The 16,132-nt window shown below is 59.6% G+C and carries 16 protein-coding genes; 2 read left to right on the plus strand and 14 right to left on the minus strand.

Translation table 11 applies throughout. The features are described from left to right. Window positions 1-119: 119 nt before the first annotated feature. Window positions 120-980, minus strand: coding sequence for a sulfurtransferase (locus HMPREF2912_RS10095; RefSeq protein ID WP_070564911.1), 861 nt, complete (start codon window positions 978-980; stop codon window positions 120-122). A 289-nt stretch (window positions 981-1,269) separates the two neighbouring features. Here HMPREF2912_RS10095 and HMPREF2912_RS10100 point away from each other — a divergent pair, with 289 nt between their 5' ends. Both HMPREF2912_RS10100 and HMPREF2912_RS10105 read left to right on the plus strand, forming a co-directional pair. Further along, window positions 1,270-2,328: a Cj0069 family protein gene (locus tag HMPREF2912_RS10100; RefSeq protein ID WP_070564907.1), complete on the plus strand. Its 1,059-nt coding sequence runs from the start codon at window positions 1,270-1,272 to the stop codon at window positions 2,326-2,328. A 197-nt stretch (window positions 2,329-2,525) separates the two neighbouring features. Then, on the plus strand, window positions 2,526-3,692 hold the full coding sequence (locus HMPREF2912_RS10105) for a DUF4282 domain-containing protein (protein WP_070684022.1): 1,167 nt from the start codon (window positions 2,526-2,528) through the stop codon (window positions 3,690-3,692). Between the two features lie 285 nt (window positions 3,693-3,977). Here the strand turns inward: HMPREF2912_RS10105 and HMPREF2912_RS10110 are convergent, their stop codons facing one another. The 13 genes from HMPREF2912_RS10110 to HMPREF2912_RS10170 form a co-directional block, all read right to left on the minus strand. Further along, complete coding sequence (locus HMPREF2912_RS10110; protein WP_070684203.1) at window positions 3,978-4,394, minus strand: DUF3151 domain-containing protein; 417 nt, start codon at window positions 4,392-4,394, stop codon at window positions 3,978-3,980. A 130-nt stretch (window positions 4,395-4,524) separates the two neighbouring features. Further along, on the minus strand, window positions 4,525-5,799 hold the full coding sequence (locus tag HMPREF2912_RS10115; protein ID WP_070684025.1) for an MFS transporter: 1,275 nt from the start codon (window positions 5,797-5,799) through the stop codon (window positions 4,525-4,527). Window positions 5,800-6,112: 313 nt separating this feature from the next. After that, a complete protein-coding gene (locus HMPREF2912_RS10120) occupies window positions 6,113-6,703 on the minus strand; it encodes a Maf family protein (RefSeq protein WP_070684028.1) in 591 nt (196 codons plus the stop codon). 4 nt (window positions 6,704-6,707) lie between these two features. Further along, window positions 6,708-6,902 carry an acyl-CoA carboxylase subunit epsilon gene (locus tag HMPREF2912_RS10125; protein ID WP_070528100.1) on the minus strand — a complete coding sequence of 65 codons (195 nt, stop codon included), beginning with the start codon at window positions 6,900-6,902 and terminating at the stop codon, window positions 6,708-6,710. A 10-nt stretch (window positions 6,903-6,912) separates the two neighbouring features. Beyond that, entirely contained in the window at window positions 6,913-8,244 is a 1,332-nt protein-coding gene (locus tag HMPREF2912_RS10130; protein ID WP_070564898.1) for a carboxyl transferase domain-containing protein, read from the minus strand. A gap of 59 nt (window positions 8,245-8,303) precedes the next feature. After that, a complete protein-coding gene (locus HMPREF2912_RS10135) occupies window positions 8,304-9,917 on the minus strand; it encodes an acyl-CoA carboxylase subunit beta (RefSeq protein ID WP_070531065.1) in 1,614 nt (537 codons plus the stop codon). 226 nt (window positions 9,918-10,143) lie between these two features. Then, window positions 10,144-10,395: a hypothetical protein gene (locus HMPREF2912_RS10140; RefSeq protein ID WP_070564895.1), complete on the minus strand. Its 252-nt coding sequence runs from the start codon at window positions 10,393-10,395 to the stop codon at window positions 10,144-10,146. A gap of 261 nt (window positions 10,396-10,656) precedes the next feature. Beyond that, window positions 10,657-10,959 (minus strand): hypothetical protein, encoded by a 303-nt coding sequence (locus HMPREF2912_RS10145; RefSeq protein ID WP_070564892.1) that lies wholly within the window; start codon window positions 10,957-10,959, stop codon window positions 10,657-10,659. 11 nt (window positions 10,960-10,970) lie between these two features. Next, window positions 10,971-12,260 (minus strand): inorganic phosphate transporter, encoded by a 1,290-nt coding sequence (locus tag HMPREF2912_RS10150; RefSeq protein WP_070684030.1) that lies wholly within the window; start codon window positions 12,258-12,260, stop codon window positions 10,971-10,973. Between the two features lie 268 nt (window positions 12,261-12,528). Continuing rightward, window positions 12,529-14,031: a maltose alpha-D-glucosyltransferase gene (gene treS, locus HMPREF2912_RS10155; protein ID WP_070684034.1), complete on the minus strand. Its 1,503-nt coding sequence runs from the start codon at window positions 14,029-14,031 to the stop codon at window positions 12,529-12,531. After that, window positions 14,028-14,213 (minus strand): hypothetical protein, encoded by a 186-nt coding sequence (locus tag HMPREF2912_RS10160; RefSeq protein ID WP_070564885.1) that lies wholly within the window; start codon window positions 14,211-14,213, stop codon window positions 14,028-14,030. The genes treS and HMPREF2912_RS10160 overlap by 4 nt, the downstream gene beginning before the upstream one ends. Next, window positions 14,213-15,034 (minus strand): carbohydrate ABC transporter permease, encoded by an 822-nt coding sequence (locus tag HMPREF2912_RS10165; RefSeq protein ID WP_070564882.1) that lies wholly within the window; start codon window positions 15,032-15,034, stop codon window positions 14,213-14,215. Before HMPREF2912_RS10165 ends, HMPREF2912_RS10160 begins: the two co-directional genes overlap by 1 nt. Continuing rightward, window positions 15,031-16,008: a carbohydrate ABC transporter permease gene (locus HMPREF2912_RS10170; RefSeq protein WP_070531051.1), complete on the minus strand. Its 978-nt coding sequence runs from the start codon at window positions 16,006-16,008 to the stop codon at window positions 15,031-15,033. The genes HMPREF2912_RS10165 and HMPREF2912_RS10170 overlap by 4 nt, the downstream gene beginning before the upstream one ends. Window positions 16,009-16,132: the final 124 nt, after the last annotated feature.

The raw sequence follows: 16,132 nt of genomic DNA on the forward strand, positions 1-16,132 counted from the left end.
TTCTGATAGGACTGCGTACTATTCTTGCACACCAAAACATGAGGATACCGTCACGTCTTGGTTTCGTGTCAAAAAATAAACCCGCACCAGCGAGGATGCGGGCTTATTTCGGCGTGTTGCTAGCGCTCAACGGGCATGCGAACCATGTTGCCCCACTCTGCCCACGAGCCATCGTAGACGCGCGGGGTGTCGAAGCCGAGCAGGTACTTCAGCACAAACCAGGTGTGCGCGGCCTGAGCGCCGACATGCGAGTAAAGGACGGTTTCCGTTGCGGGCTCTAGCTCACCATAGTTGACCTTGAGCTCGCTGAGTGTACGGAAGCAGCCGTTGGGGTAGACCGCGCGATCCCATTCCAAGTTGATGGCCCCGGGAATATGGCCGTGCGTCAAGGTGGTGCCGTAGGCAGACTCGCCGGTTCCGTTCTTGAAGGCGGCTTCGCCGCAGAACTCGTCTGGGCTGCGGGTGTCGACAACGGTGGCGGTGGATCCGCGCAGCTCATCGACGAAGATGCGAGAGGATTCTTCGCGGGAAACCTCCGGATAAGAGGAAACGGATGGTTCGGGAACCATGAAGGAAGTATCGCGTTCTTCGGACATCCAGGCGTCCCTGCCGCCGTCGAGAAGCCGCACGTCTTCGTGGCCGTACAGTTCAAAGATCCACAGGGCGAACGCGGCCCACCAGTTGGACTTGTCTCCGTACAGGATGACGGTGTCATCGCGCTCGACGCCCTTCGAGCGAAGGAGGGCGGTGAAGTCTTCGGCGCTGATGATGTCCCTCGTTGTGCTATCGAGCAGTTCCGTCTGGACGTTGATACGGATAGCGGTGGGGATGTGGCCGATATCGTAGAGGAGTGAATCCTCATCGACCTCGATCACGTGGAGGCCGTTAATGCCCAGTCGCGCGGATAGCCACGGTGCGGACACGAGACGCTCGGGGTGCGCGTATTCCTGGAAAGGGGGATTCGGGTCGAATTCGGCCACGGTCCACCTGCCTTTCTCGTTAAGGGGGAACGTTCGCTTCAACTCTAGCGTGCTTGGCCGAAAAGTGGTCACGGGGGAGAGCCTTTTGTGGTGTTGGATACATTTCTTGGGCGGGTTGTGCCGCTTCGCACTTACTGGTTATAACAAGTATGCAGGTCAGGGGCTGAAAAGTGCGTTAAGCTCGCTTTTTAACCTTCTGTTGGGCCGATTTTGTAGGGGAGCGCGCGGGCCAAACCTGGGTTATTTTAAGTAGTGACACTCATCAACCCCCTAGCGAAAGGGAATTACTGTGCACAAGGCAATCGTCGTCTTCGAGGTTGAGGGCGGATCAGACAAGCAGATCAACGGACACCGTAAGGACACCATGCCAATCGTCGACTGCATCAAGGATGCAGGCTGGCATGCAGAGGTCGTGTTCTACCGCCCTGAGTGGTCCGAGAAGCTCTTCGAGTATGTATCCGAGAATTTTGATGCCTACATCTCCCGCGTGAACCCGGGCAACATCCCGGGCGGTGAAAAGGGCTACTTTGACCTGCTCTCCAAGCTGTCCGACGCTGGTTTGGTCGGCATGTCCACCCCGTACGAGATGATGGCCTACGGCGCTAAGGATGCCCTGGTCAAGCTCAACGACACCGACCTGGTCCCGTCCGATACCGCCGCCTACTACGACGTCGAGTCCTTCCACAACACCTTCCCGACCTCCCTGTCCTACGGCGAGCGCGTGCTTAAGCAGAACCGTGGCTCCACCGGCTCCGGCATCTGGCGCGTGCGCCTTGCCGACGAGAAGCTGGCCGAGTCCGTCGAGCCGGGCACGGCTCTGTCGCTCGACACCAAGATCAAGTGCACCGAGGCTGTGGACAACCACTCCGAGGAGCGCGAGCTGGGCGAGTTCATGGACTTCTGCGATCAGTACATCGTGGGTGACAACGGCATGCTCGTGGACATGCGCTTCATGCCGCGCATCGTTGAGGGTGAGATTCGTATTCTTCTCGTGGGCCCGGACCCGGTCTTCGTGGTGCACAAGAAGCCGGCCGAGGGCGGCGATGCCTTCTCCGCCACCCTGTTCTCCGGCGCCAAGTACACCTACCAAAAGCCGGAGGAGTGGCAGGAGCTCGTCGATATGTTCGCTGACGTTCGCCCGGTCATCGCAGAGAAGCTCGGCGGTGACAACATCCCGCTGATCTGGACCGCGGACTTCATGCTGGCTGACGGCGAAAACGGCGAAGATACTTACGTCCTTGGTGAGATCAACTGCTCCTGCGTGGGCTTCACCTCTGAGCTGGACATGGGCATTCAGGAGAAGGTGGCTGCTGAGGCCATCAAGCGCGTGGAGGCCAAGCACGCTTAAGCGATTTATTTCGCACTAATCCTGTTGAGTTTCCCCTGCCGTGGCGGGGGAAACTGTCGTTTTCTGGGGTGCATTTGCCTAACTCGCGCTGCCGGTGAGCAAGATCTCAGGTACGTTCGGTGGGGTAAAAAATTTATGACAGTATCGTGCTGTAGCGCACTGCGAAAATCAATGATTCTCCGAAAGGTCTAAAAACTATGACGAACCCCAACCAGTTTGGTGAGAACGGCGACAAGAACGATAACAACGCTGGCGACTACAACGCTCACGGTTCCCACGGCGACAACGCTGGGAACAACAGCTTCGGTAGCTTTGGCGGCTACGGTAGCTCTCAGTCCGGCAGCGATAATTCTGCTTCTGGGTGGAACAGCCAGGGACAGAACTCCAACTTCGGCTGGGGCGGCCAGGCCGGCTACGGCGATTACTCCGAGAGCTCCGCTGAGACCTCCTCGTTCGGAAGTGCGTCTTCCCAGAATTCGCAGCCGGAGTCTGAAGGTGAGGCCAAGGACAGCACTTTTGGCTCCAGCTTTGCTGCGTCTGAGTCCGCCTCTGGTTCTGCCAACACGGAGTCATCTGACAACAAGTCTGAAAGCCATGACACCCGCGCTAACCATGACTCTTTTGGCGCCTCCTACGCTTCCTACAACTCCGATAGCAGTGCTGGCGCCGAGCACTCCGCTGAGGCGACGAACTCGAATCAGGGCTACGGCAACCACGGTTACGGCAACAGCGGCTTTGGCAGCGAAGGCTTTGGCGGCAGTGCGCAGGCAGAATCCAACCAGAGCCAGGGTTTTGGGCAGCAGTCTGGTGATGGCTTCGGCGCCCAGGCTTCTCACTCCAACTCCACGTCCGGTTTTGGTAGCTACCAGCAGCAGAACCAGGGCTTTGGTGGACAGGAGCAGCAAGGGTTCGGCTCCCAAAGCCAGCAGGGCTTTGGTACGCAGGAACAGCAGGGCTTCGGTCAGCAGAACTCGCCCTTTGCTGCCTCTCCACAGAACAATCAGTACCCGCAGCAGGCCGCACAGAACGGTGGTTCTTCTAAGAGCACGGGCTTCTTCAAGGCGCTGTTTGATTTCTCCTTCAGCAGCTTTGTCACCCTGAAGTTCTCCTCCTTCATCTACATGCTGCTTGTCTTCGTGGCCGCTGCTGTCTGGGCGATTATGGTCTTCGCTTCGCTGTTCTCCTTCGCTGACAGCTTTGTCGTTGGTATCTTTAGCTTCCTCGGCGCCGTGATTTTTGGAGGCGTTGGTTTCTTCTTCTACGTCATTCAGATCCGTCTGGTGCTGGAGTTCTTCGTGGCGAACATCCGCACCGCGCAGAACACCGGTGACCTTGTTGCTAAGGCAGACGGCGACAAGGCTTAACCACATGCCAATCCCTGCGCTGCTTTAGAGCAGACAGATTAATCCCGCGGCCTCACTATTTGAGGTCCGCGGGATTTTTGTACGTAACGTGCCGTGCCAGTCTGAGGGGCGCTAGCTGCCACGGATGGTTCCAGTCAGAAGGTTCATGTGCCCCCAAACAAACCTTCTTTGGGCACCTGGATGGTTCACCTGCCCCCAGCTAAACCTTTTGAGTAGAACCAGTTGACTAGAACTATGTGGCGGACCGGGGGAAGCGGGGCAGCGCGCAACGGCGCTACTGGCTGCTTAGTCCAGCAGCGTGGCGACGGATTCGGGGTCGGCGTCGGAAAGCATCTGGCGGATGCGGTCATACTCCGCGTCCTCACCGATGGCCTTCGCAGCATGGCCCAGTGCGGCAATCGCGCGCAGCACGCCTTGGTTCGGTTCGTGGGAGAAGGGGACAGGGCCCCAGCCCTTCCAACCATTGCCGCGCAGGCGGTCGAGGCTGCGGTGGTAGCCGGTGCGCGCATAGGCGTAGGCGGTGATGAAAGCGGTGGGCTCAGCGCCCTTGTGCTTGTCTAGTTCCTGCTCCGCCAGCAGTGCCCACAGCAGCGGGGAATCCGGGTGGGCGACAATTCCTGCGGTGAGATCGGAGGTGCTGTCAGCACCCGGATCGGCAGGCAGCTTGATGGGGTTTGGTGCGAGCATGTCTTTCATTTCCATGCCGCCCCACTCTAGCCATGTGGCAGCGAGGTCACCAGAGGGGACGAGCTTGGGTACGACCACTCGAGGCTAAGGCTGAGCTCCGACTGGGGCTGCGAAGGCTTTGAAGCGTTCGTATACGTCATAAGGATTACTCGAGAACTGGGAGGGAATTGAACTCGGATGCTTTAGGTAGTGCGCGTAAGACTGAACCCGCCACTATCAAGCAAGAGATAACCGAGCACAGAACACATAGTGCCATGCTTGCCTGAAAACCAATTGCAGAAAGAAGAACGCCTGCACTGCTGGAGGCGATAATTGGAAGTAGTCCCATCATTAGGCGCGCTCCTGCCGAGCACTTACCTATTTTCTCAGGAGGCGCAGATAGTGCAAGTAGGCCACCAGAGTATGAGTTACATGCGATCGAGGGAATGACGATGAAAAATGCTGCGATTGCGATCAATGGCCAATAATGGGAGAAGGCGAGAAGAAATATGTACCACATTAATTCCCAGAGCATGGTTGCTCGGATTATATTTCTTCCGGGGAATCGCTTGATGAGGTGGTCCTGAAAGAATCCTCCAACAATCATGCCAAGGGTGAACATGGTGGAAGTTAAGCCGATTATCCAGCCATCAACTTTAAGATAGGCCAACCATAGGTCTATGGACGCGATCAGGAAAAAATTGGCAAAATTCGAGCATATGTCGATGCTGAAAATTGCCCGGAGCACCGGATATTTCCAAATCCACGCCAAAGAATATTTTGCATCGGACCAGAACTCTGTAAATGAATACTTCTGGTCACTGATTGTTTCTCCTAGGTTCGCATTGATGCTCCTTGAAGCATGTACGGGACCAAGCCCTGACAGGGCTTGCGTAATAAAAGGAATAACCGGGGCGAGTCCGTAAAGGAGGCCTCCCAAGGGTAATCCGACCATCCAGATAATGTTGTCTCGAGTTTGGTTACGGCCCTGTGCTTGGACAAGTAGATTCTCTGGGATGATGAATCTCAGAATGGCATTGGTTAACCCTCCGAAGGTGCCTGTAATCATCCCAGCAAAAAGGCTGAAGAAGAATAAAGAGATGAAGGTGAATTTACCCAGGCAGAGGAGGAGGGAAAAGGAAGACCAAATAGCAATCTGACTCAGGCCGTAAAGGAAAAGCAGATTTTTCTTGTCGAATCGATCGATGATCATGCCGGCGGGGATGGTCATGATCATGGCGCCAGCTGAGCTTGCTGCTCCGATGAGACCTGCTTGGCTTAATCTTCCAGTGAGGTGAAAGCTGGCAAGTGAAATGGGGATGGCTATGAGGGATGAACCCAAAGCGCTTGTTGTGTCAGCGAAGAACCACCGTAAGTAATCGGGATGACTCTTGCGTACAGTAGTCCAAAAACTTCCACCAGTAGTATTGTGATCTTGCATCGGTTCTCTCTATGTTTTGACAACCGCGACTGGGAACTGATGCGCGCAGCATGAACCCAGCGTCGGATTTTCGAGGTGGGTAATTCTCTCGGCGGCGATATATTGACCCGTCGAAAGTAGCGGTGTGTCAAATAGAAACTACTGATGCAGTAATGAGGACATGGTGTGCTCCAAGTTCCTTACTTAAGCTCTGTGTGAATTCCTGAAGCGATTAAAATCCGAAGATTGCGGGATCTAACTCCGCCTTCTCTCGCATCCAGTGAAATGTGATTCACATAATATCGGTGGTTAAAAACCCAGTCAATAGGTTTGATTAAGCCCAGAAGTCAGAAACGTTGAGCCCAAAGGAATACTGCGCGCGGCGCAGCACCGGCAGCGAAAGCCCGATGACGGAGGAAGGATCGCCCTCAATGCGGTCGATGAACCAGCCGCCGAGGGCCTCCAGGGTAAAGGCGCCGGCGCATTCCAGCGGCTCGCCGGTGCGAGCATAGGCCTCGATATCGGCGGCAGTAGCTTCCGCAAAGTGCACCGTCGTGCGCGAGGCCTCCACGAAGCGTGCGTCGCCGCGCAGCACGCAGTGGCCGGTGATGAGCTCCGCGGCGCGACCGGCCTGCGCGTGCCAGCGCTCCACGGTGGCCTCGGGGGTGTGGGGTTTGCCTTGGAGGGAACCGTCGAGAAGCAGCATGGAATCCCCGCCCACCACGACGTCCTCGGGATAGTCCGGGGCAATGGCCTCTGCCTTGGCCGTGGCGAGTGCGCAGACGATCTCGGCGGGCTCAGCACCCGCCAGGCGCTCCTCGATGGCCCGCTCATCCACGTGGGCCGGGGCAATGACGGGTTCCACGCCCGCACCCCGCAGGATGGACAGGCGGGACGGGGACTGAGAAGCCAGAACCAGGCGCATGTGCTTAGTAGTAGCGGACGTTGCGGAAGGCGGACGGGTTAAACACGTCGCCCGGCTGGCCCCACAGGTCGCGCTCGGAGCGGGTATCGGCGGCCTTGGCACGCGCCTCGGAGTCGAGCTGGCTGAGCACCGTGGTCAGGGCCGCCACCTCAGCGTCGGTGGGGTTGCCGTTGAGAACGGTAAACAGGGAAGCGGTCATGGGGAAACCTCTACAAAACGATATTGCCGTGTTTCTTCGGCAGGGTCGGAATAATCTTGCGATCCAGCAGGCGCAGTCCCTCAATGAGGGAACCGCGCGTGGCTGCCGGGGTAATAACGGAATCGACGAGACCGCGCTCAGCGGCTTGGTACGGGGTGAGGTAGGCTGCGGCCTCGTCCTCACTCAGCTCCAGCTCAGCGGCCAGTTCAGGGGCATCGGCCACGGCGATCTCGGCCGTCGGCCACGCATAGGACAGGTCCGCACCGAGCTCCTTGGAACCGAAAGCGATGTAGCCGGTGCCGTGCGCGCGGCGCACGATCACGCTGATCTTGCCCACGCTCGCCGCAGCATAAGCATGCACGAGCTTGGCCAACGCTGCCTTCTCCACATCCAGAGCCGGGGAGTCGACGAACTCGACGATGGGGGTGTTGAAGGCATCGCACAGGCGAATGAAACGCGCGGCCTTGGCGGCGGCTGCGGCATCGAGAGAGTCGCGGTTGGCGATGATGCCCACCGTGCGTCCCTCCACGCGGCCGAAGCCGGTGAAGACCCCGCGCACCCAGGCGCCGAGCTCGAAAACATCCTCACAGGTAGCGGTGACCACGTCGGCGAGATCCACGGCGCCGTCATCGCCCACGAGGGTATCGAGCGCGTGGTCGGCCTCGCTGATGTTGTCTTCCACCGAACCCGCAACGATGGTGGCCTCGGTGCGGGGCGCGGCGGCACGGTTATTGGAGGGCAGATAGGAGAGCACGCGCTTGGCGACGCTCACCTCGTGCTCCCCGTCCGCCTGCACGTCGCCGTCGGGGGCGATGACGACATCGGACAGCGCGGCCACGAGCGAGGCCTCCTTGGACTCCGCGTAAACCGCCGTGATCTGCGGGATGAGGCCGGAGGCGGTGGTGGCGCGGGCGAGGATGCGGGCCTGCATGGCGGAGGAGACGATGCCCTCCTGGGCGCGGGGCTTATCGCTGGCAACGAGCGCGACGATGGGCACGCCGGTCTTAATGGCCAGGTCATAGAGCTTGGTGACCTTTTCGCCATAGACCTCGCCCATGGTGCCGTCGAACAACGAGGCGTCCTGCGCATAGGCGCAGACCTTGCGGCCATCGACGGTGCCGAAGCCGGTGACGACACCATCGGTGTAGGGGCGGATGTGCTCGCGGCCGAACTCGGTGGAGCGGTGGCGAGCAAGGGCGTCGGTCTCCACGAAGGAGCCGGCGTCAAAGAGCGCCTCGATGGCGCTGCGGGCTGCCGGGACTTCTCCCTGCGGCGCCCGGGACTCGGTGAGCTTGGCGCTCAGGTCCTCGATCTTGCCAGCGGTCGTCTTCAAGTCAGTCATGGAACACTAGTGTAATACAGTGCTTCTGCTGCACTGATTTGTGCTGAAACGAGCGCGGCCTAGAGCGGGATGTTTCCGTGCTTGCGCGATGGGCGCGCGACATTCTTGTCCGTGAAGAAGCGCAGGTTTTTAGCGATTGCACTGCGGGTTTCGGAGGGGAGAATGACGGCGTCGATAAGCCCGCGCTCTGCTGCCTTATACGGGTTGAGCATGTGATCTTCGTATTCGCGCTCGAAGGATTTGGTCAGTTCCGTCACGTCGAGGCCTTTCTCATGGGCTGCCTTGATCTCTTTGCGATAGATAAAACCGACGGCACCTGCTGCACCCATGACCGCGATCTGGGCGGTGGGCCATGCCAGGTTGATGTCCGCGCCCAGCCCCTTGGAGCCCATCACGCAGTAGGCGCCGCCGTATGCCTTGCGCAGGGTGACGGTGATCTTGGGAACGGTGGCTTCGGCGTAGGCGTAGAGCAGCTTGGCGCCGCGGCGCAGGATGCCGTCGTGTTCTTGGTCGGCGCCGGGGAGGAAGCCGGGGACGTCGACAAGCATGATGATAGGGATGTTGAAGGCATCGCAGGTGCGCACGAAGCGGGCGGCCTTCTCGGAAGAATCGATGTCGAGGCAGCCGGCGAAGACCTGGGGCTGGTTAGCAACGAAACCAACAGTGCGGCCTTCGATGCGTCCGAAGGCGGTGACCACGTTATCGGCGCGGTCGGCCTGGATCTCCAGGAAGTCACCGTCATCGGTGAGGGCCTCGATGACCTCCTTGACGTCATAGGGCTGGTTTGGGGAATCCGGGATGATCTCATCCAGCATGAGGTCGTCGGCGGTTTCTTCGCCCAGGTCTTCGTAGGGCTCAACCGGGGTCAGCTGGCGGTTATTGGAGGGAAGGTAGGTCAGCAAGTCGTGGACCCAATCCAGGGCTTCCTCGTCGCTGGCGGCGGTGTAGTGCGAGGTTCCTGCTTTGTGCATGTGGACGCCCGCGCCGCCGAGTTCTTCTTGACTGACTTCTTCGCCGGTGACGGTCTTGATGACGTCTGGTCCGGTGACGAACATCTTGGACTTCTTGTCCACCATCACCACGAAATCAGTCAGGGCAGGGGAGTAGGCGTTGCCGCCGGCGCACGCGCCCATGATGACGGAGATCTGCGGGACGATGCCGGAAGCCTTGACGTTCTGGTAGAAGGTCTTGGCAATCCAGTCCAGGGACACGGCGCCGTCCTGGATGCGGGCGCCGGCACCCTCGTATAGGCCGATGAGCGGGCGGCCGGTGGTGATGGAAAGCTCCATGATCTTGATCATCTTCTCGCCGTAGACCTCACCGAGTGCGCCACCAAAGACGGTTCCGTCCTGGGAGAAAATGCAGACCTCGCGGCCGTCGATGGTGCCCCAGCCGGTGACGATGCCATCGGTCAGTGGGCGCTTCTTGCCCATGCCGAAGTCCGTGGTGCGGTGCACGGCGAGCATATCGGTCTCGACGAAGGAGCCCTCGTCGAGGAGATAGTCCAAGCGCTCACGTGCGGTGAGGCGGCCTTGGGCGTGGACCTTTTCGTGGGCTTTCTCGCCCATGGGCTGCGCCGCTGCTTCGCGACGCCTCTTCAGTTCAGCGATCTTGCCTGCGGTGGTGTCGGCGCTCAGGGAGTCAAGCTCCGACAAATGTGAGGAAATAGTCATGTTTGGCAGTGTAGAGAAGTTTTGTATGGGAATGTATAGCGGCGCACGGGTGATTTCGCTCACATTTTACGTTCGGGCAGGTGAGGGGCGGTGGAAAAGATGAGGGAATCCTCGCAAACGGCGTGTTGGGTGCATGGCTGACAGTGTAGTGGGCGCGAAATGCGCCGTTTGAAGGGTGGTCGCATGAGAAAACCCCGCCCATGGGGACGGGGTTTGGTGAAGGATTTTATGCAAGCCATCCGAAGCTGTCGAGGAAAAGTTCTACCTCGGCAAGGTCGCCTTCCCGGGGGAAGTCGCCCGTGAGGGCGGCGAAGCTTTCCTCGATGTCGGTATGGGTTGCCGGAATGAGATCGTGCTTGAGTAGATCTTCTGCCACCTGTGCTGCAATGGGTGCAGCGGTAATGGTGTCAAGACCGGTGCCGGTGGCGGTCTTGAATGTGTTAGCAATGGTGGAAATAAAGCCGGAAATAGTATTCATTCTTGCTCGCCCCTTTTTTGCCTCTCGTAGTAAAGGTACGGGGTACCGTACCGTTGGGATTCACCAACTATATCGCGTAAACGCCCAAAACGCTACATAGATTTCAAGTTAAGTTAACTTTTTGTTTACCTTGGCTGATGTGTGACCAGGGACACTCATGAGCTTCCCACCGCGGGGGAGAATTAATAAAGACAAAAAGACAGCCCCGCCGTGTAGGGCGACGGGGCTGTCGGTGCTGTCGGTGGGAGGGGTGTTAGGGGCTTAGTGTCCGCCAGCGATTCCGGCAAAAGGCTCCCAGCCGAAGTAGTGGGCGATGGAGTCCTTTGCAATCCATGTGATAGCGATAAGGATGACGAAGCCAAGAACGGCGTATACCGTCCAGCCAAGCATCTTCATTTGGGGTGAGGCTGCGGTGTCATCAACGACGACGCCTTCGGCGTTGCGGATGGGGTCGCCGGTCATACAGCGCATGCCCAAAGCGAAGAGGAGCGGGATGCCCGCGCCGAAGGCGAGAGCTAGTGCAGCCACACGGATGAGGGCGGTGACGATTTCCATTGCGGTCATGATTGGAATCCTTAGTTGTCCTTGTTGGCGGTGTGGGACTTGACCACATCATTGACGGCGTCTGCGGCGCCGGGGGCGTTGCCGGTCGAAACGCCTGCGGCGACCTTTTCGCGGTGAGACATCGAGGAGTCGACGGACTCGGAGTCCTCGTCCCAGTCGTCGTTGACGTTATTAGCGTCAACCGGGTTGCGGCGAGCGCGCAGGAGGATGAGGGCGACCATTCCCAGCAGGATGATCAGGTCAACGATGGCACCCACCATGGTGTTGGTGGCTGCGCCAACGCCGTTGGCAATCCACCATGTAACGAAGCCGACGAAGGCGGCGCACGGAAGGGTGATGAGCCACGCGGCCACCATGCGCATGGCGACGCCCCAGCGAACCTTCGCCCCCTTGCGGCCCAGGCCGGTACCCAGGATGGAACCGGTGGACACGTGGGTGGTGGACAGCGCCATACCGCCGGTGGCGGAGGTTAGGATGATGGCGGCGGAGGTGGCCTCAGCGGCCATGCCCTGCGGGGACTCAATCTCAACCAGCCCCTTGCCCAGGGTGCGGATGACGCGCCAGCCGCCCGACATGGTGCCGGCGGCAATCGCGACGGCACAGGCCACGATGACCCAGGTCGGGATGCGGGAATCGGAGTTGGCCTCGCCAGCGGCAACGAGGGCAAGGAAGATAACGCCCATCGTCTTCTGTGCGTCACCGGTGCCGTGGGCCAGGGATACGAGGCAGGCGGTCACGATCTGGCCGTGGCGGAAGTGCTCGTTTTTGACCTTGCTCGGGATGGTGTTGGTCACCCAGTACACCAGGGCGGTACCGCAGGCGGAAACCAGAGCGGCGATGAGTGGGGAGGCAATAGCCGGGATGATGATCTTGCCGGCAATGGAGGACCACGCCACGCCGCCGGTGCCCAGGGCTGCGAAGGCAGCGCCGATGAGGCCACCAAAGAGGGCGTGGGAGGATGAAGACGGCATACCAAGGAGCCAGGTAAATAGGTTCCAGGTGATGCCGCCGATGAGGCCGGTGAAGACGACCATGAGCAGGGCGTCGCCGTCGGCGGGGACGGAGACATCGTACTGGTCAAGGTTGACGATTCCCTTGGCCACGGTGGCGGCCACGTTGACGGAGAGGAATGCGCCGATGAGGTTGAGGAGGGCGGAAATGGCGACTGCGGTGAACGGCTTCAGTGCGCCGGTAGCAATCGACGTCGCCATAGCGTTGGCTGTGTCGTGGAAACCGTTAGTGAAGTCGAAGGCCAGTGCCGTGATGACCACGATGGCCAAGATGATAAGAGTCGCTGACACGAGCGTGATCCCTTTCAGGACTAGGGCAATAATCTACAAAGAGGGGTCAGCGTGTCGGGGCCAAAGGGGTGGCGCGACGACTGCGAGCTAACCGCGGTTGACGATAGTCCCGAAAGGTAATGGTGCCAATTGTGCGCTAAAGGCCGGTGACCTCGGCAAATAGGCATTATGTATCTTTAATTGGTCATAAAATGCTAAAAAACCTCAAAAATTACAGCACAATACATCGACTGTTCATGTTCTGTTTACCGTTTTCGTTAAAAGACCGTTAAGCCTCCACCGGAAGCCAGGCATAACCGAAGGGACCCAGTTCGACTGGTCCCAAGTCCACGGCTTTTTCGGTGAAGTTGTGCAAGCACAATAATTCACCGCGCTGGAATCCCAGAACGCCCGCGTGGCCGGTCTCCACCGCCTCGAAAGGCGCGGTGCCGAGTTCTGGGTGCGCCTTGCGTTGCTGGATGAGGCTGCGAACGCGGTGGAGGATCGAGGAGTCGTCGGCAAGCTGCTCCTCCACCGAAATACCAATCCCGCCAACGATGGGGCGGCGCGTCTGAGCGGATGTACTGAAACCTGCGCCTTCGCCCGGCTCCCACTGCATAGGGGTGCGGACAGCATCGCGGTCTGGCAGCTCAGGGGCGTCGTTCATGCCAATCTCATCGCCGTAATACAGGAAAGGCGCGCCCGGTAGCGTCATGAGGAGGGAATAGAAGAGCTCAATCTTGCGGTAGTCGTTGCCCAACAGCGGGGCGAGCCGCCGCGCGATACCCACGTGAGCGCGCATCTGATCATCCGGCAGAAAGTGCTCGTACATGATGGCGCGCTGGTCCTCGTTGACCATCTCCAGCGTTAGCTCGTCGTGATTGCGCAGGAAGGTGCCCCACTGGCAGCCCTGGGGCAGCTCCGGAAGCTCCGCCATGATCTCGTAGACCGGTGTGGCGTCACCCAGTGCAAGGGCCTGGTAGAGCCGCGGCATGACGGGGAAGTTGAACACCATGTGGAAGCGATTGCCCGTGCCGTAGAATTCCATGGTGTCGTGCGGCGGCTGGTTGGCCTCCGCGATCATGATGGCCTCGGGATAGTTCTCGTCGATGAAAGCGCGGATTCTTTCCACAAACTCGACTGTTTCCGGCAGGGACTCGCCACCCAGACCATCGCGCTCGTAGAGGTATGCAATGGCATCGAGGCGGAAGCCGTCCACGCCCTTGTCCAGCCAGAAGGAGAGGATCTTGAACACTTCCTCGTGGACCTTCGGGTTGTCATAGTTCAGGTCCGGCTGGTGCGAGTAGAAGCGGTGGAAGTAGTACTGCTTGCGCTCCGGATCCCACGCCCAATTCGAGGTTTCCGTATCGGTAAAGATGATGCGGATCTCTGGGTAGCGCAGGGGATCATCGCCCCACACGTAGTAGTCACCGTACGGCCCTTCCGGATCGGTGCGCGAGGCCTGGAACCATGGGTGATCAGTGGAGGTGTGGTTGAAAGCCAGGTCCGTCATCAGCCGCATGCCGCGAGCGTGGAGCTCGGCGACGAGCTCCTCGAAGTCCTCCATCGTGCCGTAATCAGGGTGGATGGAGTAGTAATCGGCAATGTCATAGCCATCATCGCGCAGCGGGGAGGCATAGAACGGGGAGAGCCAGAGGCAGTCCACGCCGAGCCACTTGAGGTAATCCAACTTCTCAATAACGCCGCGCAGCGTGCCGACGCCTTCGCCGCGGGTGTCCTTGTACGAGCCCACGAGGGCCTGGTAGAAAATGGCGTTATCGTGCCAGGTCATCGGAGATCCTTCCGTTTAGCCCGCCACAGCAGAAACTCCGCCAGGCACAGCGCGCCCGCGAGGAGCCCCGGCCAGATTGCGGGGGAGGGGTGAAAAAGATTGAGGACTGCCTGCACCAGCGCCAGGAAAGCAAAGAAACCAACGAATCCCAGCGCGGTGTCCCACAGCAGAGCGCGGCGCATTAGGCCTTAACACCGCCGGCGGTGAGGCCGGCAACGATGCGGTGCTGGAAGATGAGCACCATGATGATCAGCGGAATCGTCACCAGCGCGCCCGCGGCCATGGTGGCGGCGTAGGGGTACTCGAAGGCCGAGGGGCCCGAGAAGCGTGCGATGGCCACGGTCACCGGTTCAGTAGCGGTGGTGGATAGCTGCTTGGCCAACATGAACTCGTTCCACGTCGTGATGAAGGCGATGATGGCGGTGGTAAACAGCGCCGGCGCGGCCAAGGGCAGGAGCACGAGGCGGAAGGCCTGGCCGCGGGAAGCACCATCTACGCGGGCCGCCTCCTCCAACTCCCAGGGAAGCTGGCGGAAGAAGCTCAGCAGCGTATAGACCGTCAGCGGTAGCGCGAAGGAGATGTTCGGGATGATCATCGCACGGTAGGTGCCGATCCATTCGAGGTTGCCGAAGAGCTGGAACAGCGGGGTCACCAACGCGATGGCCGGGAACATCGAGGCAGCCAGAATGATGCCGGTGACAATACCTTTGCCTGGGAAGTCGTAGCGTGCCAAGGCGTAGGCGGTAAACACACCGATAAGGACCGCCACCGCGGTCGTGACCAAGGAAATGATCAAAGAGTTCCCCAGCGCATTGAGGAAGTCATTGCCCTTGTCCGTGGCTAGGGCGTCCCGGAAGTTATCCAGGGTTACGTGCGTGGGCCACGGGGTGGTGTCGAAAGTATGGGACTTGTGCCGCAGGGCGGTGACGACCATCCAGTAGAAGGGCGCGAGCCCCCAGAACATGATGAAGAGGATGCCAAGGTAGTGTCCGAGCTTTTTCATGACTTCTTCTCCTTCTTCTGGCGAGCAGTACCGGACACATCAGCGCCGAGGAAGCGAACGAGAATGAACGCGACGGTGAAGATGAGCAGGAAGATGAGGGTGGATAGCGCGGAGGCAGAGTTGAAGTGGCCCTGGCGCATGTCCTCCACCACCAACTGGGAAATGGTGGCCGTCGGGGAGTTGGAGGAGGCGGAGATCATGATGACCGGCAGGTCATACATGCGCAGCGCGTCCAGCGTGCGGAAGAGGATGGCCACCATGAGCGCCGGGCGCACCAGCGGCAGGGTAATGGTGAAGAAGGTTTGGATGCGCGAGGCGCCGTCGACGCGGGCGGCGTCATAGACATCGCGCGGGATCATCTGCAGGCCGGCCAGGATGAGCAGCGCCATGAACGGGGCGGTCTTCCACACATCGGCGATGATGACCGCGAGGCGGGCATAAAACGGGTCCGTGGTCCACGCGATGTTCGAGCCGATGAGCGCGTTGATGATGCCGTCCGGCGCGAACATGAACTGCCACAGCTTCGCAGTCACCGCGGTGGGAATGGCCCAAGGCACCAGCACAGCCGCGCGCACGAGGCCGCGCCCGCGGTATTCGCCGTTCATCACCAGCGCCATGAACATGCCCAAGATCGTCTCCAGTGCCACCGTGACCACGGTGAAGAAGAGCGTGATCTTGAGCGCTGGCCAGAAATCGGTGGCGATGACGCCGTCTGGGCATGTGGTGGCTTGGCCGGTGGCAGACATGCATTTATTGGTGAGCCAGTACAGGTAGTTTTCGAGGCCTGCGAATGAGCCTTCCTCGAATACACCCGTGGTCGGGTTAAGCCGCTTGTTGCCCTGGAAGGACAACATCACGGCGCGCACGATGGGATAGCCGATGACCACGGCCAGCGCTATCAGCGCCGGTGCGATGAGCGCAGCGACGCGCAGATACTGTCTGCGGGGCTGCGCGGTAGCCGGTGCTCCAGCCATGCGGTGCCTGCCTTTCTGATTAATAGGGGGAGGGGTTTATCGGGGGTTGGGGAAAATCATAGCGGGTGGCCGAGACATCCTCTGTGCACGAGACCCAGATCAAAGAAAGAGGCGCGGGCAAGTC

The organism is Corynebacterium sp. HMSC056E09 (genome assembly GCF_001813425.1).
GTDB classification, from domain to species: domain Bacteria; phylum Actinomycetota; class Actinomycetes; order Mycobacteriales; family Mycobacteriaceae; genus Corynebacterium; species Corynebacterium hesseae.

What these genes read in the sequence shown, in the direction of transcription:
- HMPREF2912_RS10105 (WP_070684022.1), top strand. Translation starts at nt 2,526, where the DNA reads ATGACGAACCCCAACCAGTTTGGTGAGAACGGCGACAAGAACGATAAC.
- treS (WP_070684034.1), bottom strand. Translation starts at nt 14,031, where the DNA reads ATGACCTGGCACGATAACGCCATTTTCTACCAGGCCCTCGTGGGCTCG.
- HMPREF2912_RS10120 (WP_070684028.1), bottom strand. Translation starts at nt 6,703, where the DNA reads ATGCGCCTGGTTCTGGCTTCTCAGTCCCCGTCCCGCCTGTCCATCCTG.
- HMPREF2912_RS10170 (WP_070531051.1), bottom strand. Translation starts at nt 16,008, where the DNA reads ATGGCTGGAGCACCGGCTACCGCGCAGCCCCGCAGACAGTATCTGCGC.
- HMPREF2912_RS10110 (WP_070684203.1), bottom strand. Translation starts at nt 4,394, where the DNA reads ATGGAAATGAAAGACATGCTCGCACCAAACCCCATCAAGCTGCCTGCC.
- HMPREF2912_RS10125 (WP_070528100.1), bottom strand. Translation starts at nt 6,902, where the DNA reads ATGACCGCTTCCCTGTTTACCGTTCTCAACGGCAACCCCACCGACGCT.
- HMPREF2912_RS10145 (WP_070564892.1), bottom strand. Translation starts at nt 10,959, where the DNA reads ATGACCGCAATGGAAATCGTCACCGCCCTCATCCGTGTGGCTGCACTA.
- HMPREF2912_RS10135 (WP_070531065.1), bottom strand. Translation starts at nt 9,917, where the DNA reads ATGACTATTTCCTCACATTTGTCGGAGCTTGACTCCCTGAGCGCCGAC.
- HMPREF2912_RS10115 (WP_070684025.1), bottom strand. Translation starts at nt 5,799, where the DNA reads ATGCAAGATCACAATACTACTGGTGGAAGTTTTTGGACTACTGTACGC.
- HMPREF2912_RS10160 (WP_070564885.1), bottom strand. Translation starts at nt 14,213, where the DNA reads ATGCGCCGCGCTCTGCTGTGGGACACCGCGCTGGGATTCGTTGGTTTC.
- HMPREF2912_RS10130 (WP_070564898.1), bottom strand. Translation starts at nt 8,244, where the DNA reads ATGACTGACTTGAAGACGACCGCTGGCAAGATCGAGGACCTGAGCGCC.
- HMPREF2912_RS10140 (WP_070564895.1), bottom strand. Translation starts at nt 10,395, where the DNA reads ATGAATACTATTTCCGGCTTTATTTCCACCATTGCTAACACATTCAAG.
- HMPREF2912_RS10165 (WP_070564882.1), bottom strand. Translation starts at nt 15,034, where the DNA reads ATGAAAAAGCTCGGACACTACCTTGGCATCCTCTTCATCATGTTCTGG.